The 25,565-nt window shown below is 75.3% G+C and carries 23 protein-coding genes; 8 read left to right on the top strand and 15 right to left on the bottom strand.

What is annotated here, in order from left to right:
- Positions 1-15: 15 nt before the first annotated feature.
- From O2W16_RS13505 to O2W16_RS13525, 5 genes are all read right to left on the bottom strand, one after another.
- On the bottom strand, positions 16-1,218 hold the full coding sequence (locus O2W16_RS13505) for an MBL fold metallo-hydrolase (RefSeq protein ID WP_269159328.1): 1,203 nt from the start codon (positions 1,216-1,218) through the stop codon (positions 16-18).
- A gap of 144 nt (positions 1,219-1,362) precedes the next feature.
- Entirely contained in the window at positions 1,363-3,825 is a 2,463-nt protein-coding gene (locus tag O2W16_RS13510; protein ID WP_269159329.1) for an ABC transporter permease, read from the bottom strand.
- A gap of 20 nt (positions 3,826-3,845) precedes the next feature.
- On the bottom strand, positions 3,846-4,616 hold the full coding sequence (locus O2W16_RS13515) for an ABC transporter ATP-binding protein (RefSeq protein ID WP_269159330.1): 771 nt from the start codon (positions 4,614-4,616) through the stop codon (positions 3,846-3,848).
- Between the two features lie 279 nt (positions 4,617-4,895).
- Positions 4,896-5,609: a response regulator gene (locus O2W16_RS13520; RefSeq protein WP_269159331.1), complete on the bottom strand. Its 714-nt coding sequence runs from the start codon at positions 5,607-5,609 to the stop codon at positions 4,896-4,898.
- Positions 5,606-7,318: a sensor histidine kinase gene (locus O2W16_RS13525; protein WP_269159332.1), complete on the bottom strand. Its 1,713-nt coding sequence runs from the start codon at positions 7,316-7,318 to the stop codon at positions 5,606-5,608. Before O2W16_RS13525 ends, O2W16_RS13520 begins: the two co-directional genes overlap by 4 nt.
- 134 nt (positions 7,319-7,452) lie before the next feature.
- On the opposite strand from O2W16_RS13525, the gene O2W16_RS13530 reads away from it, so the two are divergent.
- Positions 7,453-8,694, top strand: a complete 1,242-nt coding sequence (locus O2W16_RS13530) for an MFS transporter (RefSeq protein WP_269159333.1) — start codon at positions 7,453-7,455, stop codon at positions 8,692-8,694.
- 3 nt (positions 8,695-8,697) lie between these two features.
- Here the strand turns inward: O2W16_RS13530 and O2W16_RS13535 are convergent, their stop codons facing one another.
- Both O2W16_RS13535 and O2W16_RS13540 read right to left on the bottom strand, forming a co-directional pair.
- A complete protein-coding gene (locus O2W16_RS13535) occupies positions 8,698-9,153 on the bottom strand; it encodes a GyrI-like domain-containing protein (protein WP_269159334.1) in 456 nt (151 codons plus the stop codon).
- Between the two features lie 75 nt (positions 9,154-9,228).
- The gene (locus tag O2W16_RS13540) at positions 9,229-10,578 is read right to left on the bottom strand and encodes a Rieske 2Fe-2S domain-containing protein (protein ID WP_269159335.1); all 1,350 of its coding nucleotides are present in this window, start codon (positions 10,576-10,578) and stop codon (positions 9,229-9,231) included.
- Between the two features lie 168 nt (positions 10,579-10,746).
- Here O2W16_RS13540 and O2W16_RS13545 point away from each other — a divergent pair, with 168 nt between their 5' ends.
- Together O2W16_RS13545 and O2W16_RS13550 are read left to right on the top strand one after the other, a co-directional pair.
- A complete protein-coding gene (locus O2W16_RS13545) occupies positions 10,747-11,121 on the top strand; it encodes a DUF485 domain-containing protein (protein WP_269159336.1) in 375 nt (124 codons plus the stop codon).
- Positions 11,114-12,727: a solute symporter family protein gene (locus O2W16_RS13550; protein ID WP_269159337.1), complete on the top strand. Its 1,614-nt coding sequence runs from the start codon at positions 11,114-11,116 to the stop codon at positions 12,725-12,727. The genes O2W16_RS13545 and O2W16_RS13550 overlap by 8 nt, the downstream gene beginning before the upstream one ends.
- 131 nt (positions 12,728-12,858) lie before the next feature.
- On the opposite strand, the gene O2W16_RS13555 is transcribed toward O2W16_RS13550, so the two are convergent.
- The 3 genes from O2W16_RS13555 to O2W16_RS13565 all read right to left on the bottom strand — a co-directional run bounded on the left by O2W16_RS13555 (position 12,859) and on the right by O2W16_RS13565 (position 15,050).
- Positions 12,859-13,200: a hypothetical protein gene (locus O2W16_RS13555; protein ID WP_269159338.1), complete on the bottom strand. Its 342-nt coding sequence runs from the start codon at positions 13,198-13,200 to the stop codon at positions 12,859-12,861.
- Positions 13,201-13,333: 133 nt separating this feature from the next.
- Positions 13,334-14,197, bottom strand: coding sequence for a manganese catalase family protein (locus O2W16_RS13560; protein ID WP_269159339.1), 864 nt, complete (start codon positions 14,195-14,197; stop codon positions 13,334-13,336).
- A gap of 139 nt (positions 14,198-14,336) precedes the next feature.
- Positions 14,337-15,050, bottom strand: coding sequence for a sensor histidine kinase (locus O2W16_RS13565; protein ID WP_269159340.1), 714 nt, complete (start codon positions 15,048-15,050; stop codon positions 14,337-14,339).
- Between the two features lie 106 nt (positions 15,051-15,156).
- On the opposite strand from O2W16_RS13565, the gene O2W16_RS13570 reads away from it, so the two are divergent.
- The 3 genes from O2W16_RS13570 (at position 15,157) to O2W16_RS13580 (ending at position 18,323) form a co-directional block, all read left to right on the top strand.
- Positions 15,157-15,813, top strand: coding sequence for a response regulator (locus O2W16_RS13570; protein WP_269159341.1), 657 nt, complete (start codon positions 15,157-15,159; stop codon positions 15,811-15,813).
- 108 nt (positions 15,814-15,921) lie between these two features.
- Entirely contained in the window at positions 15,922-17,031 is a 1,110-nt protein-coding gene (locus O2W16_RS13575; RefSeq protein WP_269159342.1) for a hypothetical protein, read from the top strand.
- Positions 17,028-18,323: a glutamate mutase L gene (locus O2W16_RS13580; RefSeq protein ID WP_269159343.1), complete on the top strand. Its 1,296-nt coding sequence runs from the start codon at positions 17,028-17,030 to the stop codon at positions 18,321-18,323. Before O2W16_RS13575 ends, O2W16_RS13580 begins: the two co-directional genes overlap by 4 nt.
- Positions 18,324-18,335: 12 nt before the next feature.
- Here the strand turns inward: O2W16_RS13580 and O2W16_RS13585 are convergent, their stop codons facing one another.
- The 3 genes from O2W16_RS13585 to O2W16_RS13595 are packed head-to-tail and all read right to left on the bottom strand — an operon-like array spanning position 18,336 to position 20,995.
- Positions 18,336-18,977, bottom strand: a complete 642-nt coding sequence (locus tag O2W16_RS13585; protein ID WP_269159344.1) for a pentapeptide repeat-containing protein — start codon at positions 18,975-18,977, stop codon at positions 18,336-18,338.
- 39 nt (positions 18,978-19,016) lie between these two features.
- Entirely contained in the window at positions 19,017-20,483 is a 1,467-nt protein-coding gene (locus O2W16_RS13590) for a PH domain-containing protein (RefSeq protein ID WP_269159345.1), read from the bottom strand.
- A complete protein-coding gene (locus O2W16_RS13595) occupies positions 20,480-20,995 on the bottom strand; it encodes a PH domain-containing protein (protein ID WP_269159346.1) in 516 nt (171 codons plus the stop codon). The genes O2W16_RS13590 and O2W16_RS13595 overlap by 4 nt, the downstream gene beginning before the upstream one ends.
- A gap of 84 nt (positions 20,996-21,079) precedes the next feature.
- On the opposite strand from O2W16_RS13595, the gene O2W16_RS13600 reads away from it, so the two are divergent.
- Positions 21,080-21,412 (top strand): rhodanese-like domain-containing protein, encoded by a 333-nt coding sequence (locus O2W16_RS13600; RefSeq protein WP_166756047.1) that lies wholly within the window; start codon positions 21,080-21,082, stop codon positions 21,410-21,412.
- On the opposite strand, the gene O2W16_RS13605 is transcribed toward O2W16_RS13600, so the two are convergent.
- A complete protein-coding gene (locus tag O2W16_RS13605) occupies positions 21,409-23,022 on the bottom strand; it encodes a long-chain fatty acid--CoA ligase (RefSeq protein ID WP_269159347.1) in 1,614 nt (537 codons plus the stop codon). The two genes, O2W16_RS13600 and O2W16_RS13605, sit on opposite strands and share 4 nt — an antisense overlap.
- 83 nt (positions 23,023-23,105) lie before the next feature.
- Between O2W16_RS13605 and O2W16_RS13610 the strand changes: the two genes are divergently transcribed.
- Positions 23,106-24,572 carry an aldehyde dehydrogenase family protein gene (locus tag O2W16_RS13610; RefSeq protein WP_269159348.1) on the top strand — a complete coding sequence of 489 codons (1,467 nt, stop codon included), beginning with the start codon at positions 23,106-23,108 and terminating at the stop codon, positions 24,570-24,572.
- On the opposite strand, the gene O2W16_RS13615 is transcribed toward O2W16_RS13610, so the two are convergent.
- Entirely contained in the window at positions 24,493-25,527 is a 1,035-nt protein-coding gene (locus tag O2W16_RS13615) for an NAD(P)-binding domain-containing protein (RefSeq protein WP_269159349.1), read from the bottom strand. The two genes, O2W16_RS13610 and O2W16_RS13615, sit on opposite strands and share 80 nt — an antisense overlap.
- Positions 25,528-25,565 lie beyond the last annotated feature (38 nt).

Here is a 25,565-nt window from a genome sequence, read left to right on the forward strand (position 1 = left end):
CGGAGGGCGCTGCCCTCAGCCCCGGCTGCCGGCCCGCCGGGAGGTCAGCCGCCGGACGCGGGCGGGGGCAGCCACCGGCCGGCCCGGGGGGACGTCGTCGGCCGAGCCGACCGCCGTCCACCAGTCGCGCACCGGGGGCGGGGCCAGCACGTCGACCCGCTCACCGGGCTGCGGGACGACGACCGTGACCCCGCGGGCCTCGGCGGCGGCGAGCAGCCGCTGCACCGGCTCGGCCCAGCGGTGGAAGGCCAGGTTGAACGTCGCCCAGTGGATCGGCACGAGCACCCGGCCGCCCAGGTCGCCGTGCGCGCGCACGGCCTCCTCCGGGTCCATGTGGATGGCGTGCCAGGCGTCGTTGTAGGCGCCGATCGGCTGCAGTGTCAGGTCGAAGGGCCCCAGGCGTGCACCGATCCCGGCGAAGGCCGGGGTGTAGCCGGTGTCGCCGCCGAAGAACACCCGGTGCCGGGGGCCGGCCACCACCCAGGACGACCAGAGCGTGGTGTCCCGGGCGAAGAACCGGCCGGAGAAGTGCCGGGCCTCGGTGCAGGTGAGGGTGAGCCCGGCGACGGTCGTGGCGCCGTCCCAGTCCAGCTCGACGATCCGGTCGTCCGGCACACCCCACCGGCGCAGGTGCGCGCCGATGCCGAGTGGGACGACGAACGGCGCCGACTGCTCGCGCACGAGGGCCCGGACGGTGGGCAGGTCCAGGTGGTCGTAGTGGTCGTGGCTGATCAGCACGGCGTCGACCGGCGGCAGGCTCTCGACCGGCGTCGGGGGCTCGTGCAGCCGGGTGGGGCCGAGCAGCGGGGAGGGGGACACCCGCTCGCCCCACACCGGGTCGACCAGCACCCGCCGGCCGTCGATCTCGAGCAGGGCGCTGGAGTGCCCGAACCAGGTGACCGCCAGCTCGGCGGCCTGCTCGGGCACCTCGGGGACGGTCAGCGGGATCGGCCCGCCGGGCAGCCCCTTGTGCCGGTCCTCGTGCCACTGGCGGAGCAGGCCGTCCCGGGCGTTGGCCGGGGCGAGCGCCGGGGTCGGGAGGTTGTTGTGGAACTTGCCCTCGGCGAACTGGGACGAGCCGGTGACGGTCGGGCGGAGCCGGCGCTGGCTGGCGCCGAGGGCGACGGGCAGGCCCCAGGCGGCGCGGGCGACCCAGCTCGCGCCGCCCAGCAGGGCGGTGGCAGCGGTGGCGGTGGCGACACGACGGAGGAACGGCACGTCCCCAGCATCCCCGACGCAGCTGGGCGATGCCCAGGAAGTGGTGCAGAAGACGCTTGTGCTCTGCTCACCGGGGGTGAGCAGAGCACAAGCGTCCGGAAGACTCACCGCCCCCGGGTCACGGGTGCGGAGCGGAGGCCCTCGTCAGCCGGCGATCGCCGCCACCGGCGGGGTCTTGGCGGCCCGCCGGGCCGGCAGCACCGAGGCCAGCAGCCCGGCCACCGTGGCGACCAGCACGATCGCGCCGATCTGCAGCCACGGGATGCTGATCACCACCTCGCCGATCTCGCCGAGCGCCGAGGCCGCTCCCACCAGGCCGTAGGCGCCGCCGACCAGCACGCCGAGCACCGCGGCCACGCCGGCGACCAGCACCGCCTCCCAGGCCAGCAGCGCGCGCAGCTGGCGCCGGGTCAGCCCCAGTGCCCGCAGCAGGCCGCTCTCCTGGCGCCGCTCGACCACCGACAGGGCCAGCGTGTTGCCGACCCCGATCAGGGCGATCAGCACGGCCACACCGAGCAGCCCGGTGACGACGAGGAGCAGCACGTCCACGATCTGGTCGATCGCGGCGCGCTCGCTGGCCACCCCGGTCACGAACGCGGTGGGCAGCGCCGTGCCGGCCAGTTCGGTGACCTCGTCGATCACCGCGGTCTGGTCGACCCCGTCGGCCATCCGCAGCCACATGGTCTCCACGGCTGCCTCGGGAACCAGCGCCTGCAGGTCGGTGGTGCTCAGCAGCGTCCGGTCGGTCTCGCCGGCCACCACGGTCAGCGTGCGCGAGCGGTCACCAGCGGTCAGCGTCAGCGAGTCGCCGGGCTGCGCGTCCCAGGAGTCGGCCTCCCAGTCGGCGAGGACGACCTGGCCGAGTTCGGGCAGCGTGACGTCGCTCGTCGAGCGCAGCACCGGGAGCGCCGAGGCCGCGTCGACGCCGCTGACCCAGCTCTCCGTGCCGTCCGGCCCGGTGACCGTCGCCGCGGTGAGCCCGGTGGCTCCCACCACGCCCTCCACCGACTCCAGCTGGCCCTGCAACGTGGCCGGGACGGGCTCGTCGTAGCTCTGGAGGATCACGTCGGTCGGGTAGTTGGCCGCCAGTCCCGCCTGGGCGGTGGCCCGGGTGGAGCTGGCCCCGACGACCATCGCCGTGGTCAGCGTGACGCCGATCAGCAGCGCGGTGGCGGTGGCCGCCGTCCGGCGGGGGTTGCGGGTCGCGTTGCCGCTGGCCAGGCGCGCCGGGAGCCCGCCGAACCGGCCGAGCAGCCGGCCGGCCGCCGCGACGACCGGCGGAACCGCCCGCTGGGCGAGCAGCAGGAGCCCCAGCGAACTGAGCACCCCGCCGCCCAGCGAGACCAGGATGTCCGCGCTCACCACGCCCAGGGTCATCAGCGCCACGCCGGGGACGGTGAGCAGCAGGCCGGTGACCAGCCGGGCGACGCCGCTGCGGGAACGCAGCGGGGCCGGGTCCGTCGGGCGCAGCGCGGCCAGCGGGGCGACCCGGGTGGCGGCGCGGGCCGGGGAGAGCGCGGCGATCAGCGTGGTGACCGTGCCGACGACGATGCCGACGCCGACGACGTACGGCGGCACCGCCACCCCGGACAGCGGGATGGGGGAGTCGATGCGAGACACCAGGGCCGAGACGCCGGCGGCCAGCCCGATCCCGGCGAGCACGCCGATCACGGAGGCGACCAGCCCGGTGAGCACGGCCTCGCCGAGCACGCTCCGGCGGATCTGCCGGGAGGTCGCGCCGATGCAGCGCAGCAGGGCCAGGTCGCGGGTCCGCTGGGCCAGCAGCACGGCGAAGGTGTTGGCGATGACCAGCCCGGCGACGAGCACCGCGATGGTGGCGAACACCAGCAGCGAGGTGGTGAGCCAGTCGGCGTCACCGGTCAGCATCGCGACGGACTCCTCGGCCTGCGCGGTGCCGGTGCGGACGGTGACGTCCTCGCCGGACAGCGTGGCGCGCACCTCATCGGCGAGGAGAGCGGGGTCGGTGCGGACGGGCCCGGCGACGCGCAGCTCGGTCGGCTCCGCCGCCCCCCACGCCTGGGCCTGGTCGGCGGTGACGTAGGCCTTGCCGTAGATCCCGGCGGTGGGGTCGCCGCCCAGGTCGACGACGCCGGTCACCATCGCGTCGATGGTGGTGGCCGTGCCCTCGTCGTCGTAGACGGTGACCGGCAGGACGTCGCCGACGGCGGCACCGACGCGCTCGCTGACCGCGATCTCGCCCGGGCGCACCGGCAGCGAGCCGTCGCTCAGCTGCTGCCAGCGCAGCGCCGGGTCACCGGCCACCGACTCGACCTGCAGGTACTGGGCGCCGGTGCGACCGGGGGCCACGGCCTGCACGGAGGTCTCCCAGGTCGGGTCGACGGCCTGCACGGCGGTCAGCGCGGTGAGGGTGTCGACGTGCTCGGCCAGCCCGGCGCCGCTGTCGGAGGTGACCACCACGTCGGCGTCGACGTATTGAGCGCCGGCCGCCGCCAGGACGGTGGCCTTCGTGGTCTCGTTGAGCACCAGGGTGGCGACCACGAACCCCACGGCGATGACGATCGCCAGGGTCGAGGCGACCAGCCGGCCGGCGTGCGCCCGGATGCTCGCTCGCGTCACTCGGGACATGGCGCCTGCACGCATGACGGTCAGCCCCCGAGCCCGCGGAGCGCGTTGATGATCGAGTCGGTGGTCGGCTGGTGGACCTCGCCGGCCAGCCGGCCGTCGGCGAGCAGCACGACCCGGTCGGCGTAGGCGGCGGCCACCGGGTCGTGGGTGACCATGACGACGGTCTGGCCGGTCTCCCGGACGCTGGAGCGCAGCAGGTCCAGCACCTCGGCGCCGGCGTGGCTGTCCAGGTTGCCGGTCGGCTCGTCGGCGAAGACGACGTCGGGGCGGGGGAGCAGGGCCCGGGCAACGGCGACCCGCTGCTGCTGGCCACCGGAGAGCTCGTGCGGGCGGTGCTGGAGCCGGTCGCGCAGGCCGAGGCGGCTGATCACGGAGTCCATCCAGGCGCGGTCGGGGCGCTGCCCGGCCAGCTGCATCGGCAGCAGCATGTTGTCCTGGGCGTTGAGCACCGGCAGCAGGTTGAAGGACTGGAAGACGAAGCCGATCCGCTGGCGTCGCAGCGTGGTCAGCTGCTCGTCGCGCAGGCTGGTCAGCTCGGTGTCGCCGAGCCAGACCTTGCCGCTGGTCGCAGCGTCCAGGCCGGCCAGGCAGTGCATCAGGGTGGACTTGCCGGAGCCCGAGGGGCCCATGATCGCGGTGAAGGCGCCCCGGTCGAACGCGACGTCGACCCCGGCGAGGGCGTGCACCGCGGTCTCACCCGAGCCGTAGGTCTTGCGCAGGTCGGTGGCGTGGACGGCGGCGGACAGGGTCGCGGCGGGCTCACCCGGGACGGTCATGACGGGGACGGACACTTCGGCCTCCTGAGGCGGTGGTCTTCGACGTGATCACGTTCTCCCGCCGTCGTGCCCGCCCGCGTCGCCGCAGGGGCTGGTCTCCACGGAGGCTGTGGTGCACCTGTGGGCTGACCCCGGGTCATCCCCCAGGTGCATGCCCCCGCCCCTGGTCGGCGCTGAGTGCGGTCCCGTCGACGCCTCGCCGGGCCGGCAGACGTCGGCAACTCCGCACTCGGCGGACCGGCCCCCTCCAGGGGCCCGCCGCGAGCCTGCGAGTGGTGGGGAGGAGGGGGTCCTTCAGCAGGCAGGGGCGTCGCGGAGGAGGTCGGCGGGGGCGACCAGGCCGGTGCGGTAGGCCAGGACGACGGCCTGCACCCGGTCCCGGGAGCCGGTCTTGAACAGCACCCGGCCGACGTGGGTCTTCACCGTCGCCTCGCTGACGAACAGCTGCGCGGCGATCTCGGTGTTGGACGCGCCGTAGGCCATCAGCACCAGCACCTCCCGCTCCCGCGGGGTGAGCTCGGCCAGCGCACTCGGGTCGACCTGGCTGGTCCCGCCCCCGTTGCCGGCCCCGCGGAGGATCGGCGCGACGTGCTGCAGCAGCCGGCGGGTGGAGCTGGCTGCGATCACCGAGTCGCCGGCGTGCACCGTGCGCACCGCGGCCAGCATCTCCTCCGGCGGGGCGTCCTTGAGCAGGAAGCCGCTGGCCCCGGCCCCGATCGCGGCCACCACGTACTCGTCGAGGTCGAAGGTGGTGAGGACGACGACCCGGGGCGGCTCGGGGAGCGCCGTCACCAGCTCGGTCGCGGCGATGCCGTCGGTGCCGGGCATCCGGACGTCCATCAGGACGACGTCGGCCGGTGTCCGGCGCAGCAGCTCGACCGCCGCGGCGCCGTCCCCGGCCTCCCCGACCACGGTGAGGTCGGGCTGGGAGTCGATCACCATCCGGAACCCGGCCCGGACCAGCTGCTGGTCGTCGACGAGGACGACGCGGATCTGTCCTGTGCTCATCGGGGAGGACCGTAGGGCAGGGCGGCGTGCACGCCGAACCCGCCGCCGGTCCGCGGTCCGGCGGCCAGCGTCCCGCCGTGCAGCGCCGCCCTCTCGCGCATGCCGAGCAGGCCCTGTCCCTGCCCGTCGGACTCCACGATCGCCGCCGACGCACCCCGGCCGTCGTCCAGCACGGCCAGCTCCAGGGCGTCCGGGCGCCAGTGCAGCCGCACCCACGCCCGGCCGGCCGGGCCGGCGTGCTTGAGCACGTTGGTCAGCGACTCCTGCACGATCCGGTAGGCGGCCAGCTGGGCGCCGGCCGGCATCGGCCGCGGGGTGCCTGCGACGACCAGGTCGACGTCCAGGCCGCTGGCCCGGACGTCGGCCACCAGCTGGTCGATCGCGGCGACGTCGGGCTGGGGGGCGTACTCCTGCCCGTCGCCCTCCCGCAGCACCCCGAGCAGCTTCCGCATGTCGGTCAGCGCCTGCCGGCCGGTGGCCGAGATCGCCTCCAGCGCCCCGGTCGCGGCCGCCGGGTCGGTCTGCCCCGCGTAGCGCCCGCCGTCGGCCTGGGCGATGACGACGGACAGCGAGTGGGCGACGACGTCGTGCATCTCCCGGGCGATCCGGGCCCGCTCGGTCGACGCCGCGAGCCGCATCTCCTGCTCCCGTTCCAGCTCCAGCAGCCGGGCGCGCTCCTCCAGGCCGGCGACCTGCTGCAGCCGGGCCCGGCGCAGGTCGCCCAGCGCCCAGCACGCCACCACCAGCACGCCGATGACACCGGAGGCGAAGACGAAGCCGTACCAGGTGCCCTGGGCGAAGTAGACGGCCGAGGCGAGCACGGCGCCGACCAGCCCGATGGCCAGCCCGGCCCGGCTGGCACGGCGCGGGGCGTAGGCGGCCAGCGCGTAGACCATCACCGGGGCGGCGATGTTCGCGGGCAGGAAGTACCCCGGCACGAGCGCGAGCTCGAGCAGGCTGGCGACGACGACGACCGCGGCCGCACGGACCGGGCTCCGCCGTCGCCAGGCCAACGGGACCACCAGGACCAGCGACAGCACCATCGCGACGCCGGCGGGTCCGTCGGTGTAGCCCGTCGAGGCGACGACCAGGAAGAACGCGACCACGGCGGTGAGGACGGCGTCGACACCGAAGGGGTGCTGGCGCAGCCACGTCGCCGCCCGCTCCAGCAGTGGCTGGCCCGCATCGGCGGGGACCCAGGCCGATGCCGCGTCCCGCACGCGGGTGCGGCGCAGCAGCCCCAGCACCCAGGCCGCGGCGACCAGCGCCCCGAGCAGGGCCGTCGTGGTGAGGACGAGGTCGGGCGACGACCCCGCGAAGAACGTGGCTGCGGCGAGCACCGCGCCCAGCAGCCCGGCGACCAGCCCGGCCCGGCCGGCCCAGCGGGGACCGTGGACCGTCAGCGCGTAGACCATCATCGGGACGGCGACGTCGGCGAGCAGCAGCTCACCGGGCAGCAGGAGCAGCTGGAGCAGGCAGACCAGCACCAGCACGGCAGCGGCGGCGACCGTGCGGCGGCGCCGCCAGGCCAGCGGTGCGCACAGCGCCAGACCCACCAGGACGGTCGCCGCCGGGCTGGATCCGCCGTACCCGGACAGCCCGGGCACCGGGACCGTGACCAGCGCGACCAGGCAGGCGAGGACGACGTCCGCGTCGAAGGGGTGGCGCCTGGCCCACGCCGCCACCCGTTCGAGCAGCGGCTGGTCCATGCTGCCGACCCTAGGCAGCCCGGTGCCGTCCGTCGTCGTCCCGCGGGGTGAACCGCGTGTCCGCCCCCGGGATGAGCCGCCGCCCTCGCCGGGTCGGCGCCCGGGTGTCGGAGGGCACTGGCAGGGTGCCGGTCGTGTCCTCGCCCCTCGGTCCGGCGTTCTGGCGGCTCTGGTCGTCCAGCGCGGCCTCCAACCTCGCCGACGGGGTGAACCGGGTCGCGCTGCCGTTGCTGGCGGCCACCCTGACCCGCGACCCGGTCGCGATCGCCGGGCTGACGGCGCTGGCCTTCCTGCCCTGGCTGCTGTTCGCCCTGCCGGCCGGCGCGTTCGTCGACCGGACCGACCGCAAGCGCGCGATGGCCGTCGCCAACGTCGTCCGGGCCGCCGCCCTGGCCGCGCTGGCCGCCACCGTGCTCACCGGGACGGTGTCGCTCGTCGTCCTCTACGCCGTGGCCTTCGCGGTGGGGGTCGCCGAGACCGTGTACGACAGCGCAGCCCGGGCGATGCTGCCGCAGGTGGTCCGCCGCGACCAGCTGGACCGCGGCAACGGGCTGCTCACCACCGCCGAGGAGGCCAGTCAGGGCTTCATCGGCGCACCACTGGGCTCGGTGCTCTTCGTCCTCGCCGCCGCCGCGCCGCTGCTCACCACCGCCGGCGGCTTCCTGCTCGCCGCCGTCCTCGTGGTCGGCATCGCCGGCAGCCACCGGCCGGCCCGCGGGGCGGGCCCGCGCACGACCATCCGGCGGGACGTCGCCGAGGGCGTGGGCTGGCTGTGGCGGCACCGCTTCCTCCGCGGCCTCACGCTCGTCTCGGCGAGCACCGCCCTCACCTCGGCGATGACCACCGGCGTCTTCGTGCTCTACGCCCTGGAGACGCTGGAGATCGGCGAAGCCGGGTACGGCCTGCTGCTGACCGCCTCCGCGGTGGGCGCGGTGGTGGGCGGGCTGACCGCCGCACCGCTGGCCCGCCGGATCGGTCGCACGGCCACGCTGGTCGCCGGGTGCGTGTTGGCGGCGCTGACCCTGGGCGGCATGGGCTTCACCGAGAACGGTGTCGTGGCCGGGGTGCTGTTCGCGGCCGGGACCGCGGGGGTGCTGTTCTGGAACGTGCTCACCATGTCGCTGCGGCAGGCGCTCATCCCGGAGGCGCTGTTCGGCCGCGTGCAGGGCGGCTACCGCACGCTGGTCTGGGGTGGCATCCCGCTGGGTGCCCTGGCCGGTGGGCTGCTGGCCGACGCCACGAGCGTGCCCACCGTCTTCGCCGTGTCCGGCGCCGTCCAGCTGGCGCTCGCCGGGGCGCTGTGGTGGCTGCTCGCCGCCCATCGGGAGCTGGTGGCGAACGCCTTCGCCGCGGACGAGGAGCCGGCGCCGGCCTGAGCGTCAGGCCGGGCCCGGGACGTCGACGTGCAGGACGTGCGGGCCGCCGCCGTCGGCGTCGTACCCGGTGTCCAGCTTGAGGTCGCCGGAGGGCAGGCCCTGGTCGGCGCACCAGTCGTGCAGCCGGCCGAAGCCCTCCGTGACCTGGGCCAGCGGCCCGTCGTGGACCACCCGGGCCCAGCGGCCCGCGGGCAGGACCACGGCACGCATCCCGGCCGGCACCGCCGTGTCCGCGCCGGTGAGCACCCCGACCGTCTCCCGGTAGCGACCGCCACCGAGGTGCTCGCTGGCCTCCACGTACCCCGTCGCCTCTGGGTCCGGCAGCTCGGTGGCCCGGCTCAGCAGCGCCTTCCAGGCCGTCGGCACCCGGTGTCGCAGCTCCTCGAACGGGGCCTCCAGCTGCACCCCCACCACGCGCAGCTCGGGCAGGTCGGTCAGCTCCGCAGAGATCGTCGTCACGGCGGCGAACCGTAGCGGCTCACGGGACCATCGCACCGGTCCCGCCCCGCGGCCGCTGGCGATGCCCCCCCAGGGTCAGGCGGAGGCTCGGCGCTGCAGCAGGTCGGCCTGGTCCACCGCGGGGCAGTCGGCGGTGAAGTCGGCCAGCACCCGGCGGAGGGCCACCCCCAGGAGGTCGGCCCGCACGTGCAGCTCGTCCCGGGGCAGCAGCGGCAGCCCGGTGCTGCCCACCCGGGCCAGCAGCGCCAGGTCCTCGTCGAGCACCGCGGCCGCGGCCGCCCGGGCCGCGGTGAGGGCCGCGGCGAGGGCGTCGGGGGACGCCGTGCCCCGGGTCTGCTGCACGAGCACGCAGGTGTGCACCCGGGTCGAGTCGGCGTCCTCGGGCTGCAGCAGCCGGACGACCGTGGTGACCAGCCCCGTCCGCAGGTCCTCCTCCCGCCGCACCAGCTGGAACGGGGCCCGGTGGACGGCGGTCACCCGACGACGGTCCGTCCGCTCCTCCTGCACGCCGGAGAAGCCGCCACGCTCGTAGGTCAGCACCGGGGCGGCCGGCTCCGGCACCTCCGGCGTCGGGCGCACCGGGCGGCGGGACGTGTCGAGGAAGGCGTCGGCGAGCGCGCCGGCCGACGCGGGGCTGCGCGCCGGGGGCAGCCAGCCGGACACGGCCCGCGGGTCGGCGGTCTCCGGGACGGCGAGCAGCTCGTCGCGCGGCTCGGCCGGGGCGATCCAGACGACGCCGAGGCGCTCGACGACGGCCCACGCGGGGGGATCGGCGTCCAGCGCGCCGCCGGCCCGGCGGTGCACCGTCCAGGTGCGGCCCAGCAGCCGGGTCTGCAGGTAGCCGCCCTCGCGGAGCTCGGTGGCCAGGGCGACCGGGTGCCAGGCGTGCTCGAGCACGGGGTGCAGGTTGTCCAGGACCGGTCCGTCCGGCGGCGGCAGGTCGGGCACCGGCTCCGGCGAGGGTGCCGTGCCGTTCGTCCGCGGTGGCCGGGTGGTCGGCGTGGGGTCGGGGGCCAGCCACACCCAGCCGTCCCGCTCCTCGACCGCCCAGGGGGCGGAGAGGTCCGCCCGCGGCGGTGGGGTGCCCACCGGCCCCAGCGACGGGATCTCCACGCAGCGGCCCTCCGCGTTGAACTGCCAGCCGTGGTAGCTGCACTGCACCCGCCCGTCGACGACGGTGGCGGTGGTCAGCGGCACCAGCCGGTGCGGGCAGCGCGCCGACAGCGCGGTCACCTCGGCCCCGGGCCGGGTGCGGAGGACGACGTAGGCCTGCCCGCCCGCGCCCACCTGGAGCGGTGTCGTCCCCACCTCACTGGAGCGGGCGACGGGGAACCAGCCGGTGGCGGCCGTGGCCGGCCCGCCGGCCCAGGGCGGACCGGTCCGGGAGTTCGGGGTCCGGGAGCTCGGGGTCCGGGAGGAGGCCATGCACCCATGGCACCAGTCGGCCGTTTCCCCGGCGTTGCCCCTGCGTGGACTTCAGGCGTCCTTCGAGACCGTCCCGATAACTATCGGGACACCTTGGCTGCCATTGTGAACGTCCACACCCTAGGGTGACCGCGATCACCCGACGGGCAACACACAGTGAGGTGCCATGTGACGCCACCGAACGAACGCAAGCTGCTGACCCCGGAGGAGTACCGCCTGGCGCAGGACTCCCCGGAGTTCACCGAGCTGCGTCGCCGGTTCCGCAGCTTCGCCGTCCCCATGACGGTCGCCTTCCTGGTCTGGTACGCGCTCTTCGTCCTGCTCTCCACGTACGCGACCGACTTCATGTCGACGGAGGTGTTCGGCAACGTCAACATCGGGATCCTCCTGGGTCTGGGGCAGTTCGTGAGCACCTTCCTGATCACCCAGCTCTACGTGCGGCACGCGAGCAAGAACACCGACCCCATCTCCGACGAGATGCGCACCCGCCTCGAGGCCCACGAGTTCGCCGCCCCCCGGAACGAGGAGACCCCCCGTGGCTGACGTGTTCGCCGCCGAGAGCGCGACCATCGGCGAGCCGGCGATCAACATCTCGATCTTCGGCGTCTTCGTGCTGATCACCCTGGTGATCACGTTCCGGGCCAGCCGCAACAACAAGAGCGCCGCCGACTACTACGCCGCCGGCCGCAACATCACCGGCACCCAGAACGGCCTGGCCATCGCCGGTGACTACCTCTCGGCGGCCTCGTTCCTGGGCATCGCCGGGGCGATCGCCATCTACGGCTACGACGGCTTCCTGTACTCGATCGGCTTCCTCGTCGCCTGGCTGGTGGCGCTGCTGCTGGTCGCGGAGCTGATGCGCAACACCGCCCGCTTCACCATGGCCGACGTGCTGGCCTTCCGGATGCGGCAGGGGCCGGTGCGCACCGCGGCGGCCATCTCCACGCTGTTCGTCTCGCTCTTCTACCTGCTCGCCCAGATGGCCGGGGCCGGCGGCCTGGTCGCCCTGCTGCTGGGCGTCAGCGGCGCCGCGGCCGAGGCGATCGTCGTGGTCGTCGTCGGCGCGCTGATGATCTTCTACGTGCTGGTCGGCGGCATGCGCGGTACCACCTACGTGCAGATGATCAAGGCGACGCTGCTCATCGCCGGCGCCCTGGTCATGACGATCTGGGTGCTCGCCGAGTACGGCTTCAACCTGTCCTCCCTGCTCGGCGGCGCGGTCGCGTCGGAGGGCCAGCAGGTCCTGGAGCCCGGCGCCCAGTACGGGGTCTCGAACGCCACCCGGCTGGACTTCATCAGCCTCGCGCTGGCCCTGGTGCTCGGCACCGCCGGGCTGCCGCACGTGCTGATGCGCTTCTACACCGTGCCGACCGCCAAGGACGCGCGGAAGTCCGTCGTCTGGGCCATCTGGCTCATCGGCGGCTTCTACCTGTTCAGCCTGGTCATCGGCTACGGCGCCGGTGCCCTGGTGGGCTCCGAGACGATCCTCGCCGCACCCGGTGGGGTCAACGCGGCGGCCCCGCTGCTGGCGTTCGAGCTCGGTGGCACGGTGCTGCTGGGCATCATCGCCGGCGTCGCCTTCGCCACGATCCTCGCGGTCGTGGCCGGCCTGACCATCACCGCGTCGGCGTCCTTCGCCCACGACGTCTACGCCTCGGTGCTCAAGAAGGGCGACGTCGACCCGAACGCGGAGGTCCGGGTCGCCCGGATCACCGCCGTCGTCATCGGTGCGGTCTCCATCGGCCTGGGCATCCTGGCGCTGCAGGCCGGGATCAACATCGCCTTCCTGGTGGCCCTGGCCTTCGCCGTGGCGGCCTCGGCCAACCTGCCGACGATCCTCTACACGCTCTTCTGGAAGAACTTCACCACCCAGGGCGCGCTGTGGTCGATCTACGGCGGGCTGATCGTCTGCATCGGCCTGATCATCTTCTCGCCGGTCGTGTCGGGCTCGGAGACGGCGATGTTCTCCAACTTCGACATCGCGTGGTTCCCGCTGCGGAACCCGGGCCTGGTCTCCATCCCGCTGTCGTTCTTCCTCGGCTGGCTGGGCACGAAGGTCTCCAAGGAGAAGCCGGACGTCGACAAGTACGCCGAGCTCGAGGTCCGGTCGCTGACCGGCATCGGTGCCGAGAAGGCAGTCGCTCACTGAGAAAGGACCCTCCTGCCCCCCCACCGCTCGCACGCTCGCGGCGGGGCCCTGCAGGAGGGCCGTTCCAGCACGTTGCGGTAGCGCGAGGCGCGTCCCCGGTGGGGGCGCGCCTCGCGTCGTCCCCGGGTGTCTCAGGCGGCAGCCGGGGCGGTGGCCGGCTCCTCCCGCGCTGCGGCGGGCAGGGCGGCGGGCTCGGGCAGGACGGCGTCGACGGCGACCGTCGCGGCGCTGACCGCACCGGCGGCGGAGCGGCGCCGACGGACGACGGAGCGGCTGACCAGCCCGGCCAGCACCACGCAACCGGCGAGCACGTGCTGACCGGGGGCGAGGAGGGCGACGACGATCGCCGCGGCGTAGACCAGCGAGAGCAGCACCGTGGCGACGGGGAGCCGGCCGGCCAGGTGCAGGGCCGGCAGGCGGGGCAGGGACAGCCGGGGCAGGGAGAGGTGGGGGGCGGGGACGGGCAGGTGCACGGCGGACCTCCAGCGGGTGCTCGGGCGCCCGCCGGGCCGGCGTCCCGGGTCCGCTGGGGAGCGGAGCCGGGACGCCGGCACGGCGACGGCGCAGCGGGCGTGCCCCCTGTGGCTGATCACAGGAGGCGACGCGTCACTTGAGGGCGTCCTTGGCCTTCTGGAGGATCCCCTGCATCGGCACCGGCGGGGTGCCGTACAGGCGCGGGTCGCCCGGCGGCAGGATCGGGGCGTCGGCGTTCGCCGCGATCGGCCGGGCGGTCAGCTGGTTGTCGGTGCCGTCCAGCGCCGGCCCGTTGGCCCAGCGGCCGTTGGCCGCATCGGGACCGTCGGAGGCGTCGAGGAACGCGTAGGCGAACTCCGGCGGCTCCTCGTCCAGCGGGAAGGCCGCCGGCACCGGGATGTTGTCCAGCCCGTCCGCCTTGAGCTCCTCGGCCGCGGCCAGCCACTGCATCTGGTGGTAGTGGTCCCGCGCGATCAGGAAGCGGAGGGTGTCCTTGACGCCCTTGTCGTCGGTCATGTTGTAGAGCCGGCTCACCTGCAGCCGGCCCATCATCTCGGCGGTGGCGTTGTAGTGGAAGTCGGCCATCAGGTTGCCGCTGGCGGTCACGTACCCGCCGCTCCACGGGAGGCCCATGCTGTCGCGGAAGTAGGCGCCGCCGCCGTTGACGATGGCGTGCTGCGGGTTGGCCTGCCCGTAGGCGGCAGCGCTCTCCTTCGAGTGGTCGGCCGAGTCGGGCTTGAGCGGCTGGTGGTCCAGCAGCCGGTCGATCAGCGTCACCAGGATCTCGACGTGCGCCAGCTCCTCGGTGCCGATGGCCAGCAGCATGTCCTTGTACTTGCCGGGCAGGCGGCAGTTCCAGCCCTGCAGGAGGTACTGGGTCGCGACGGTCATCTCGCCCCACTGACCACCGAGCACCTCCTGGAGGCGGCGGGCGTAGTTGGCGTCGGGGCCGTCGGGCTTGGCCTCGTACTGCAGGGCGTGGGTGTGCGTGAACACGGGCGTTCTCCCTCTGCGTCGGTCGCTGTCGCCGCCCTCGCGGTGACAACAGACAGATGCCCCCTCCCGGTGTCACCCCCGTGCCGTCCGCTGGCCCGCAGGGGCCGACCTGTCCGGCCCTCCGGCAGGAGGGCGTCCCTCACCGGTCCGGCAGGCGCACCACCAGCGTGAACGCGCCGTCGGCGCCCCGGGACCAGGCCAGCCGCCCGCCGAGCTCCCGGGTCTGCCGCTGCACCGACCACAGGCCCAGGCCGCTGAGGTCCACCGGTGGGGTCGTCCGGTTCAGGTGCCCCAGCACCTGGTCGGCCGGCACGCCCTGCTGGGTCACCGCGAGGTCGACCCACCCCTGCCGCCGGTCGACCCGCAGCCGGACCGGCTGGCCGCGGCCGTGCCGGTGGGCGTTCTCCAGCAGGTTGGTCAGGATCCGCTGGACCCGGGCGTCGGCCACGGTGACCGCGGCGGCGTCCGCGTCCAGCTCCACCTCCAGCTGGTGGTCGGGCAGCCCCGAGGCGCCCACCGAGGCGCGGACCACGTCGACCAGCTGCCGGACCCCGCGCCGTTCGGACGCACCCCCGGTCGCGTCCGCCGTGCGGAGCATGGAGGCGAGGTGCTGCGCCTGGCTGCGGGCCAGGTCGAGCAGCTCCGGCCGGCGTTCGTCGTCCTCCAGCCGGGCCAGCGCCGTCTCCAGGGCGGCCAGCGGGCTGCGCATGTCGTGGCACAGCGCCCGCACCAGCGCATCGCCGGTGCTCACCGGCTCAGCGGCGGGCCGGGGGAGGTGGCTGCGCACCACGCGCAGCAGGTCGGTGAGCAGTCCGGGCAGTGTCGCAGGGTGTGTGTCGGCAGCGAGGGTCACGGGCACCTCCGGGAGTGCGGTCGGTCAGCCACGCCGGGCGCAGCCGATCTCTGGGAGTGACGTGGGAGGACTCGACGTCGGTGCCGCTGCTGAGCACCGTCCCCCCGTGGACGTGGTGGTGGTCGACGACCACCCGTTGTTCAGCCGAGGCCTGGAACTGCTGCTGCCGCCGGAGAGCGGCGGCCGGGTGCGGGTCGTGGGGACGACGGACGACGCCTCGGCCGGCGCGGCGCTGGTGCTCCGGCACAACGCCGACGTGGCCGTCGTGGACCTGCACATGCCGCCCCCCGGGGGCACCCGGGCGATCGCGGCGATCCGCCGGGCACGGCCGATGACCCGGATCGTGGCGCTCTCCGGGCTGGCCGAGGCCGATGCGGCCCTGGAGGCGCTGCGGGCCGGGGCCAGCGGGTTCCTGCCGAAGACCGCCAGCCCCGAGGCGCTGGTCCGCCCGCTGCTCGCCGTCCTCGACGGCTGGTCGGTGATCCCCGAGTCGCTCCTGCGCCAACTGCTGGACGACGCGGCGCCCACCGCCGACCAGGGCATCGCCGCCCAGCTGACCGCCGACGACCGCCGGCTCTGGCGGCTGGTGGCCGCCGGCACCAGCACCGTCGACATCGCCACGACGCTGCACGTCTCCGAGCGCACCGTGAAGCGGCTGGTGGCCAACCTGCTCCGCCAGTTGCGGGTCTCCACCCGGGTGGAGGCGGCCGCGCTCGCCGGGCGGGTCGGGCTCGAGGCGACCGGATCCGGCACGGGACGCTGAGTGGTGCATCGGGAGGTGCATCACGCCCCGGCTACCCGGAGCGGCGCGGCGCACCCGCGGACCGTTCAGTTCCGGTTTACCGCGGCGCGTCGTGGCTAGGGTCCGCCCATGCCTGCACGGATCGTCCTGCTCGGTGCCACCGGCCACACCGGCGGCCGGACGGCGGCCGCCCTGGCCGCCCGCGGCGCGCGCCCGGTGCTCGCCGGCCGTGATCCCGCCCGGCTCGCCGCCCTCGCCGACCGGCTCGGCGGCGCGGCCGGGCCGCTGGAGACCGCGGCCGCCGACGTCACCGACCAGGGATCGGTGCGCGCGCTGCTCGGTGCGGGCGACGTGCTGGTCACCACGGTGGGGCCGTTCCAGCGGTTGGGGGAGGCCGCCGTCGCCGCGGCCGCCGACGCCGGGGCGGTCTACCTGGACTCGACGGGGGAACCGCCCTTCCTGCGCCGGGTGTTCGAGGAGTTCGGGCCGCGGGCGCAGGCCTCGGGCGCGGTGCTGCTGACCGCCTTCGGCCACGACTACGTGCCCGGGGTGCTGGCCGGCGCGCTGGCCCTGGCCGAGGCCGGCGACCGGGCGTACCGGCTGGACGTCGGCTACGGCCTGGACGGCGGCGGCGGGGGGCAGGGCTTCTCCCGCGGCACGCTGGTCTCGCTGATCGGGGTGCTGCTGGAGCCGGGGCACGCCTGGCGCGGGGGCCGGCTGGTCGAGGAGCCGGCTGGGGTGCGGGACTGGCGGTTCGACGTCGCCGGCCGCACCCGCCGCGGGCTGTCGGTGGGCGGCTCGGAGCACCTCACGCTGCCCGACCTGTCGCCGTCCCTGCGTGAGGTCGGCGTCTACCTGGCCTGGTTCGGCCCGGCGACGCCGGTCGCGCACCGGCTCGCGCCGTTGGGCCCGTGGCTGGGCCGGGTGCCCGGGGCCACGGCGCGGGTGGAGCAGTTCGCCGACCTGGTCGGGCGCCGGGTCGCCGACGCGCCGACGACCGAGGGGGAGGCCCGCACCCACGTCGTCGCCGAGGTGCGCGACCGGTCGGGGGAGCGGGTGGCCCGGGTGCGGCTCCGCGGCGGCGACCCCTACGGGATGACCGCGGACCTGCTGGCCTGGGGTGCGGTCCGGGCCGCCGACGGCGGGGTCCGGGGCGCCGGCGCCCTCGGCCCGGTGCAGGCCTTCGGGCTCGACGAGCTCACCGCGGGGGCGGCGGCCGCCGGGCTGCGGCCGGCGTGACCCTGCTCGCCTGCGTCGACATCGGCTCCACCTGGACCAAGGCGGCGCTGGTCGAGCCGGCCACCGGGCGGCTGGTCGACACACGCCAGGCGCCGACGACGCCGGGGGACGTGGTGGCCGGCGTCCTGGCCGCGACGGAGGGGTGGGACGCGCCGGTGCGCGCCTGTTCCAGCGCCGGCGGGGGACTGCGGCTGGCGGTCGTCGGCTACGAGGAGCTGATCAGCGCGGAGGCCGGGCACCGGGCCGCCCTCTCCGCCGGCGCCCGCGTGGTGCACGTGGCCGCGGGCCGGCTGGACGCCGCGGCGCTCGGGCAGCTGGCGGCCGCCGCCCCGGACGTCGTCCTGCTGGTCGGCGGCACGGACGGCGGCGACGCCACCGTGCTGCGGCACAACGCCGCCGCCCTGGCGGCCCCGCTGCAGGGTCCCGGCGCGAGCCCGCGAGGGCTGGGGGGCAGTGGGGTCCTTCCTCGGTCCGTCCCGGTGGTCGTGGCCGGGAACGCGGCGGTCCGGGCTGAGGTCTGCGCCGTCCTGGCGGCGGCCGGGACCCCGGTCACCCCGGCCGACAACGTGCTCCCCGACATCGGGCGGCTGGCCCCGGAGTCGGCCCGCGCGGCGATCCGCGACGTCTTCCTGACCCACGTGATCGGCGGGGCCCGGCTGTCGGCGGACCCGCGGCTGAGCCGGTGGGTTCGGGCGGTCACGCCGGACGCGGTGCTCGACGGCGTGGCGGCGCTGGCGGAGCTGCGGGCCGGCGTGGAGGCCCCGGGCGTGCTGGTGCTCGACGTCGGTGGGGCGACGACCGACGTGTACTGCGTGCCGGCCGTCGACGCCGAGCAGGCGTCGCTGCACCGGGCGGCGGTCGGGGTGCCGGCCCGGCGGCGCACCGTGGAGGGCGACCTGGGGGTGCACGCCAGCGCCGACGCGCTGCGGCAGGCGGCCGGGGGTGAAGGGCTGTCCGCACCCGGGGACGATCCGCTGGCCCTCGGCGAGGCCGCGGCGGTGGTGGCGCTGCGCCGGCACCTGCGGGCCGAGGCGGCCTACGGCCCGGGCGGTGCGAGTGCGCGCGGGGTCGGGCTGGTGGTGCTCTCCGGCGGGGTCTTCCGGCACGCGCCGACGGCGGCGACGGCCGCGGTGGTGCAGCGGGTGGCGGCCGACCGTGGCGGGGCCGGTGGGGTGCTGGCCGGCGCGCGGGTGGTCGTGGACGGCCGGTACGTGCTGGCCGCGGCCGGCCTGCTCGCCCCGGACGCCCCGGCGGCGGCGTCCGGACTGCTCACCGGCCTCCTCGACGGTTGAGCGCGGCCGCGGTCAGCCGACCCGGATGCCCAGCTCGGCCGCCATCCCGGCGGACCAGCCGGCCAGCTGGGCGGTGTTGATCGTGCAGCCGCGCAGGTCGGCCACGCCGTCGAGCCGGGTCACCTCGGCGCCGCGCAGGTCGACCGAACGGCTGCGGGCGCCGCTGAGCACGAGCGACTCCACCGTGCAGTCGAGGAGCCGCAGGTCGCGCAGGTCTGCGCCGGTGAGGTCCAGCTCGCCCACGGTGCACCCGGTGAGGGTGACGTCGACCAGGGTGGCGCCCCGCAGGTCGAGGAAGTCCACCTTCACCTCCTGCAGGGCCACCCGGCTGAGCTCGGCGCCGTGTGCGGTGACCGCGCCGAACCGTCCGCCGTCGACCACGACGTCCAGCAGTGTCGCGTCGACGAGCGACCAGCCGGCCGCCCGCAGGTCGGCGAGCAGGCACGTGGCGAACCGGGCCCGGTCGAAGGGCACGCCGTCGAGGTCGCACCCGGCCAGCGCGCACTCCAGGAAGGAGGCGCCGGTCGCGTCCCCGGTGAGCTCCAGACCGGTGAACCGCAGGCCGTCGGCGCTGCCGGCGCCGGTGAGCTGTGGCCCCGGCGCCTCCTCCAGGGGCGGGAGGAGGGTCTCGAGGTCGCTTCCGTCGATCGGCACGGGGCCATCCTGGCCCGGCCGACCGTCCGCCGGGGAGGGTCAGCCGTACGGCGTGAGGGTGGCCGCCCAGCTCCCGGACGCGGCCTGGGCGAACTCGGGGACCTCGTCGGCGGCCATGTCCCGAGCGGTGTAGCCGCCGCTGCCGGCGCCGACGCACGCCAGCACGGTCACCAGCCCGGCCCGGCGCTGGGCCAGGGACTGCCGTACCTGCCACCCCACCACGGCGCGGTCCTGCAGCACGGTGTGGCTGCGCACCAGCCACCCCGAGCGCATCGCGAACGACCGGGGGCCCGCCACGTGGCCCAGGGCGTCGTAGCGGGCCAGGCCGAGCGGGATGCCGAGCAGCACGAGGGCGCCCCCGGCGGCCAGCAGCGACCACCAGCCCGTCGTCGCCATCAGCACCCCGCCCGCGGCCGTCACCAGCAGCCCGGGCACGGTGCCCCGCGCGATGCTCCGCCGACGGGCGGCCGGGGGGTGCCGGTGCAGCGGGCCGGGGTGGTCGACGAGCTCGACGGAGAGCGCGCGGGCCAGCTCCACCGGTCCCAGCGGCAGCACCTGCCCCCGCCGCGTGGCGTCCCCGAGCCCGGTGACCAGGGCGCTGACCCGGGCTGCGCCGACCAGCCGCATGCCCAGCCCCTCGCTGACCGTGCAGCCGCGGATCCGGTCGATGTCCAGCTCGGTGTGCCGCCGGGTGACCAGGCCGCGGACGGCGACGAGCGCGCCACCGCGCCGGAGCAGCCGGAACCGCCAGTTCACCAGGGCGCTGCCGATGATCGAGCCGAGGATCAGCAGCAGCAGCGCACCGACCACCAGCCGGACCACGATCCGGGTGTCGGAGACGTCCGGTGACCAGAACTCCGGCTGGAACTGGTCGGGCAGCTCCTCGGCGGCCCGGAGCAGCGCGCCGCCGGCGGCCAGCGGCACCGCCAGGTAGCTGCCCACCAGCGGGGCGTAGACCAGCCAGCGGTAGTCGAAGCGGAGCAGCTCCTCCTCCGGGTCGTCGGCGGCGTGCCGGCCGGCCTCGGAGTCCTGCGCGGAGGCGGCGTGGGTGAGCAGCCGGTGGCGCAGCCGGTCGCCCTCGGCGCGGGTGACGCCGTCGATGACCAGCTCCTCCTCGCTGGTCACCGAGCCGGCCGCCGCGTCGATCCGCACCCGGACGAGCCCCAGCAGCCGGTGCAGCACCGGCGCCTCGACCTCCACCCCGCGGATCCGGTCGTTGGGCACCGTGCGCGCCGACCGGGAGAGCAGCCCGCGGGTGACGACGACGGCGGAGTCCCCGTCGGTGTAGCTGAACCGCCACCAGCTGATCGCCGCGCCCAGCAGCGAGAGCACGGTGATCCCGACGACCAGCGCGACCACCGTGCCCAGGCCGTCGCCGAGGCCGCGGGTGACCCCGAGGGCCAGCACCGCCGGCACCAGGGCCCGCGCCTGGCGGAAGGTCACGGTGTGCAGCAGCAGCACCCACGGCGACGTCCGCCGCCCGAGCGCCTCGGGTGCGCCGGTCACGTGGCCTCGTCGCGCACGAGCTCCGCCCGCCGCGCGAGGTCCTCGGCCACCCGCCGGGCCACGTCCACCTCCAGGTGCGGCACCCGGACGGTGCCCTGCGAGGACGCCGTCAGCACCGCGACGGTCGCCAGGCCGAACAGCTGCTGGAACACCCCGCGGTTGACGTCGACGGTCTGGATCCGGGAGATCGGCACCAGGGTCCAGGTGCGGGTCAGCCAGCCGGTGAGCGTGTAGACCGCCTCGGCGGTGACCTCCCAGCGGTGCACCCGGTAGCGCAGCCGCGGGCGGATCGCGATCGCGACCACGGCGTAGCCCAGCACGAAGGCCGGACCCAGCCAGCGCAGCAGGGGGACGGCCCAGCCGGCGTCGGCGGGCACGAAGACGATCGCGGCCGCCACGATCGCCCCGTACACGACCGTGCCGAGGACCGCCTGCGTCACCCAGAGCCCGATCGCGGCGCGGGACAGCGACCAGGCGGGTTCCCGGACGGGGGCCGGCGGGGGAGCGGACATCGGGTCCATCCTCGCAGTGCCGGGCCGGCCGAGGGACCGCACCGCCGGTGGCGCGCCCCCCTGCGTGCCACGATGGATCGCGTGATGATGCCGCAGCAGGTCCCGACCGTGCCCGCCGCCGAGGTGCCCGACGACGCCGTCGTGCTGGACGTGCGCGAGGACGACGAGTGGTCCGCCGGGCACGTCCAGGGCGCGACGCACATCCCGATGGGCGACGTCCCCGCCCGGCTCGGCGAGGTGCCCGAGGGCGACCCGCTCTACGTCACCTGCCGCAGCGGGGGGCGCTCGGCGCGGGTGACCGCCTGGCTCAACCAGAACGGCTACGACGCGGTGAACGTCGGCGGCGGGATGGGCGAGTGGGACGCCGCCGGCCGGCCGATGGTGAGCGAGACCGGCCGGCCGCCCTACGTCGTCTAGCTCGTCGGGTAGTCGGCGAAGCGGGAGCGCAGGTCCTTCTTGGAGAACTTGCCGACGCTGGTCTTGGGCACCTCGTCGATGAACTCGACCGCTTCGGGCAGCCACCACTTGGCCACCAGCGGGGTGATGTGGTCGAGGATCTCCTGCTCGGTGGCCTGCTCCCCGGGCTTGAGGACGACGCAGGCCAGCGGCCGCTCGTCCCACTTGGGGTGCGGGATCGCGATGACCGCGGCCTCGGCGACCGCCGGGTGGCTCATGATCGCGTTCTCCAGGTCGACCGAGGAGATCCACTCGCCACCGGACTTGATCAGGTCCTTGGTGCGGTCGGCGATCCGGATGTTGCCGAACTCGTCCAGCGCGGCGACGTCCCCGGTCTTCATCCAGCCGTCGGGGGTGGTCAGCTCCACGCCGGCGTCGGGCTCGTAGTACTCCTTCGCGCACCACGGGCCGCGGACCTGGAGCTCACCGGTGGCCTTGTCGTCCCAGGGCTGCTCCTCGAGGGTGTCCGCGTCGACGATCCGGGCCTGCACGCCGAACAGCGGCAGGCCGGCCCGGGCCCGCCGCTCGGCCTTGGTGGCCTCGTCGGCGTCCGCCCAGCGGGTCGACAGCGTGCCACCGGAGGCGACCGGGTGGGTCTCGGTCATGCCCCACGCCTGGTAGATCGGCAGGCCCACCTGCTCGCGGTAGGCCTCCGACAGCCCCTTGGGGACGGCGGAACCGCCGCAGCCGATCTTGCGCAGCCGGTGCGGGCGCCCGGCCAGGTGCGGCAGCATGCCCTGCCAGATGGTGGGCACGCCGGCGGTGAAGGTGACCCCCTCGTCGACGATCAGGTCGGCCAGCGCCTGCGGCTGCATCATCGCCCCGGGGAACACCATCGCCGCGCCGGCGGCCGGGGCGGCCTGGGCGATGCCCCAGGCGTTGGCGTGGAACATCGGGACGACGGGCATCGCGACGTCCTCGACCCCGATGCCGAAGCCGTTGGGGGAGATCACGGCCATGGTGTGCAGCACCGTGGACCGGTGGGTGTAGACGACGCCCTTCGGGTTGCCCGTGGTGCCGCTGGTGTAGCACATGGAGGCGGCCGCGTTCTCGTCCGTGGTGGAGAACTCGACCGGTTCGGCGTCGGCCAGCAGCGCCTCGTAGTCGAGCACCCGCGGGTCGTCGGGGATCTCGTTGTCACCGCCGTCGTCCATCACCACCACGTGGCGGACGGTCGTCATCGTGTCGATCAGCGGCCACAGCAGGGGCAGCACGGTGCGGTCGACGAAGACGACCTCGTCCTCGGCGTGGTTGGCGATGTAGGTCAGCTGCTCGGGGAAGAGGCGCACGTTGAGGGTGTGCAGCACCCGCCCGGTGCAGGGCGCGGCGAAGTAGAGCTCCAGGTGGCGGGCGGAGTTCCAGGCGAAGGTGCCCACCCGGCCGTCGGCGCTGATGCCCAGGGTGTCCAGCACCCCGCCCAGCCGCCGGGTGCGGGCTGCCCACTCGGCGTAGGTGGTGCGCACCTTGCCGCTGGGGTTGTTGGTGACGATCGGGACGTCGCCGTGGTGCTGCTCGGCGTGCCGGAAGATCGTGTCGATGGTCAGGGGGACGTCCTGCATCAGCCCGCGCATGCGGGCATCGTGCCAGTGACGGAGGTCACCTGCCAGCCTGCGGCGGGGCCGTCCACCGTCCGCTGCAGACCCGAGGGGGAGACATGGACGTCGCCGACGCCGGCACGGTCGAGGACGCGGTCGCGGCCGCCCGGCGCGCCTTCCCGGGGTGGTCGGCCACACCGGCGGCCGACCGCCAGGCGCGGCTGCGGGCACTGCGCCAGGTCGTCCTGGACCGGGCCGAGGAGATCGTGGCCACCGTGCGGGCGGAGACCGGCCGGCACCCGGCCGACATCGCGGTGGCGGAGGTGCTGCACGCCGCGGCACACCTGGACTGGCTGGCCCGGCACACCGCCGGTGCGCTCGCCGGCCGGCGGACCACCGTCTGGCCGCTGGTGCACAAGCGGACGGAGGTGCACGCCCGGCCGCGCGGGGTCGCCGCCGTGCTGGCGCCGTGGAACTACCCCTTCCTGCTGGCGCTGCTGCCCGCGACGACCGCGCTGGCCGCCGGGTGCACCGTCGTCCTCAAGCCCTCCGAGCACACCCCGGACGCGGCCCGGCTGGTCGAGCACCTGGTGGCCGAGGCCGGCTTCCCCCCGGACGTGCTGCGGGTCGTGCCGGGCGGGGCCGAGGTGGGCGAGCTGCTGGTCACCGCCGACGTCGACGTCATCTCGGTGACCGGGTCGGCGGCGACCGGCCGCCGGGTCGCCGCGCTCGCCGCCGACCGGCTGACGCCGGTCGTGGCCGAGCTGGGGGGCACCGACGCCATGATCGTCCTGGCGGACGCCGACCTCCGGCGGGCGGCCCGGGCGGCGGCCTGGGGTGCGTGCTTCAACGCCGGCCAGTCCTGCGTGTCGATCGAGCGGCTGTACGTCGTCGCCGCCGTGCACGACCGGTTCCTCGCCGAGCTGGAACGGGCCTTCGACGACCTCACGGTGGGCGGCGGGGGCCGCCGGGACATCGGGCCGATGGTCCTGCCGGCCACGCTGGCGACCGTCCAGCGGCAGGTCCGGGAGGCGGTGGTCGCGGGTGCGCGGCTGCACCGCGGTGGCCGGCGGGTCCGGATCGGGTCCCGGGACCACCTGGAGCCGACGCTGCTCTCCGCCGTCCAGCAGGGCTCCGACCTGGTGCAGCAGGAGACCTTCGGGCCGGTCCTGCCGGTGGTGTCGGTGCCCGACGAGGAGACGGCGGTCCGGCTGGCCAACGACTCGGCCTACGGGCTGCAGGCCTCGGTCTGGACGGCCGACCGGGCCCGCGGGCGGTCGCTGGCCGGGCGGCTGCGGGTCGGCGCGGTGGCGGTCAACGACTGCCTGGTCAACTACGCCGCCCCCGGCCTGCCCTTCGGTGGTCGGGGGGCGTCCGGGACCGGCCGGCAGGGCGGGGCGGAGGGTCTGCGCGCGTACTGCTACACCCAGACCCTGACCGACAGCCGGCTGCAGCCGCGCCGGGAGCTGCAGTGGTTCCCCCGGATCGGCGGTGCCGGGACGTGGATCAGAGTGGCTCGGCTGCTGTACGGCCGGCCACGTCGGGCTCCCCGAGCTCCTTCCGGACCCGCTCCTCAGCGGTCGTGAGCGGGTTGTCGCTGTCGGTGACCGCGTTGATCAGCTCGACGATCGGGTAGCCCTTGGCCTCCTCCTCCTGGAGCTTCTGCGCGAACCCGCCGGACCGGATCTGCGCCAGGACGTCGCGGAAGTGCCGTTCCATGCCCTCGGCGTCCTGGCCCATCGTGCCCAGGAAGCCGCCGTACATCGCCACCAGACCGTGCGAGCGGACCGACTCGAAGAACCCCGCGCTGGCCATCGTGCTGATCACCCGCGACATCTCCCCGGACAGGTAGAGCTCGCTGACCAGGGCCTCGGCCGGGAGCCCGGCCTCCAGGCCCAGCCGGAACGCCAGCTGGAAGGTGGTGCCCAGGTAGGAGCCGACGCTCTGCTCGATGAACAGGTCGAGGGTGGCCTCCTGCTCGGCGCTCAGCTGGATCGCGCCCCGCCGCAGCGAGCCGACCGCCGAGGCCAGCGCGAGCAGCCGCTCCTGGGCCCGGCCGGTGGCGTCCTGCTCCACGTTGACGTAGCTGAGGAAGCCGCTGCCCTCCACGAACGTCGTCCGGACCTCCTCGCCGAGCATTCGGGGTGCCAGCAGCAGGACGTCGACCCCCGCCGGTGGCTGCACCAGGCCGAAGGCGAGCACGTAGCCGGACGCGAAGCAGATCGCCGACCCGGGGGTGAGCCGCGGCGCGACCTGCTCGCGGAAGACCTGGGGGATCGCCTCGTCGGGCAGCAGCAGGTAGACGACGTCCGCGCCGACCACGGCCTCGCCGAGGTCGAGGACCTCGAACCCCTCGGCCACCGCGCGCAGGCGGTGGTCGTCGTCGATGTTGCCGACGGTCACCGCCAGACCGCGGTCGCGCAGGTTCAGCGCCACCGACCGGCCCAGGTTGCCGTACCCGAGCACCGTCACGGCGGCGCCGGCGAGCGCCGCGGGGTCGGCGTCGGTCTCGCGGTAGAACACCGTCTCCTGCTGAGTCATGCGGTCGGCTCCGTCTCTGGTCGTGTCGTCCCGGTCGG

This window comes from Modestobacter sp. VKM Ac-2984 (genome assembly GCF_026967985.1).
In the GTDB taxonomy this organism is placed as follows: domain Bacteria; phylum Actinomycetota; class Actinomycetes; order Mycobacteriales; family Geodermatophilaceae; genus Modestobacter.

Bases quoted from the DNA above. Each gene is read 5' to 3' on its own strand.
- O2W16_RS13540 (WP_269159335.1), bottom strand. From the start codon at position 10,578: ATGGCCTCCTCCCGGACCCCGAGCTCCCGGACCCCGAACTCCCGGACC.
- O2W16_RS13520 (WP_269159331.1), bottom strand. From the start codon at position 5,609: ATGAGCACAGGACAGATCCGCGTCGTCCTCGTCGACGACCAGCAGCTG.
- O2W16_RS13525 (WP_269159332.1), bottom strand. From the start codon at position 7,318: ATGGACCAGCCGCTGCTCGAACGGGTGGCGGCGTGGGCCAGGCGCCAC.
- O2W16_RS13595 (WP_269159346.1), bottom strand. From the start codon at position 20,995: ATGTCCGCTCCCCCGCCGGCCCCCGTCCGGGAACCCGCCTGGTCGCTG.
- O2W16_RS13610 (WP_269159348.1), top strand. From the start codon at position 23,106: ATGGACGTCGCCGACGCCGGCACGGTCGAGGACGCGGTCGCGGCCGCC.
- O2W16_RS13605 (WP_269159347.1), bottom strand. From the start codon at position 23,022: ATGCGCGGGCTGATGCAGGACGTCCCCCTGACCATCGACACGATCTTC.
- O2W16_RS13615 (WP_269159349.1), bottom strand. From the start codon at position 25,527: ATGACTCAGCAGGAGACGGTGTTCTACCGCGAGACCGACGCCGACCCC.
- O2W16_RS13510 (WP_269159329.1), bottom strand. From the start codon at position 3,825: ATGTCCCGAGTGACGCGAGCGAGCATCCGGGCGCACGCCGGCCGGCTG.
- O2W16_RS13600 (WP_166756047.1), top strand. From the start codon at position 21,080: ATGATGCCGCAGCAGGTCCCGACCGTGCCCGCCGCCGAGGTGCCCGAC.
- O2W16_RS13575 (WP_269159342.1), top strand. From the start codon at position 15,922: ATGCCTGCACGGATCGTCCTGCTCGGTGCCACCGGCCACACCGGCGGC.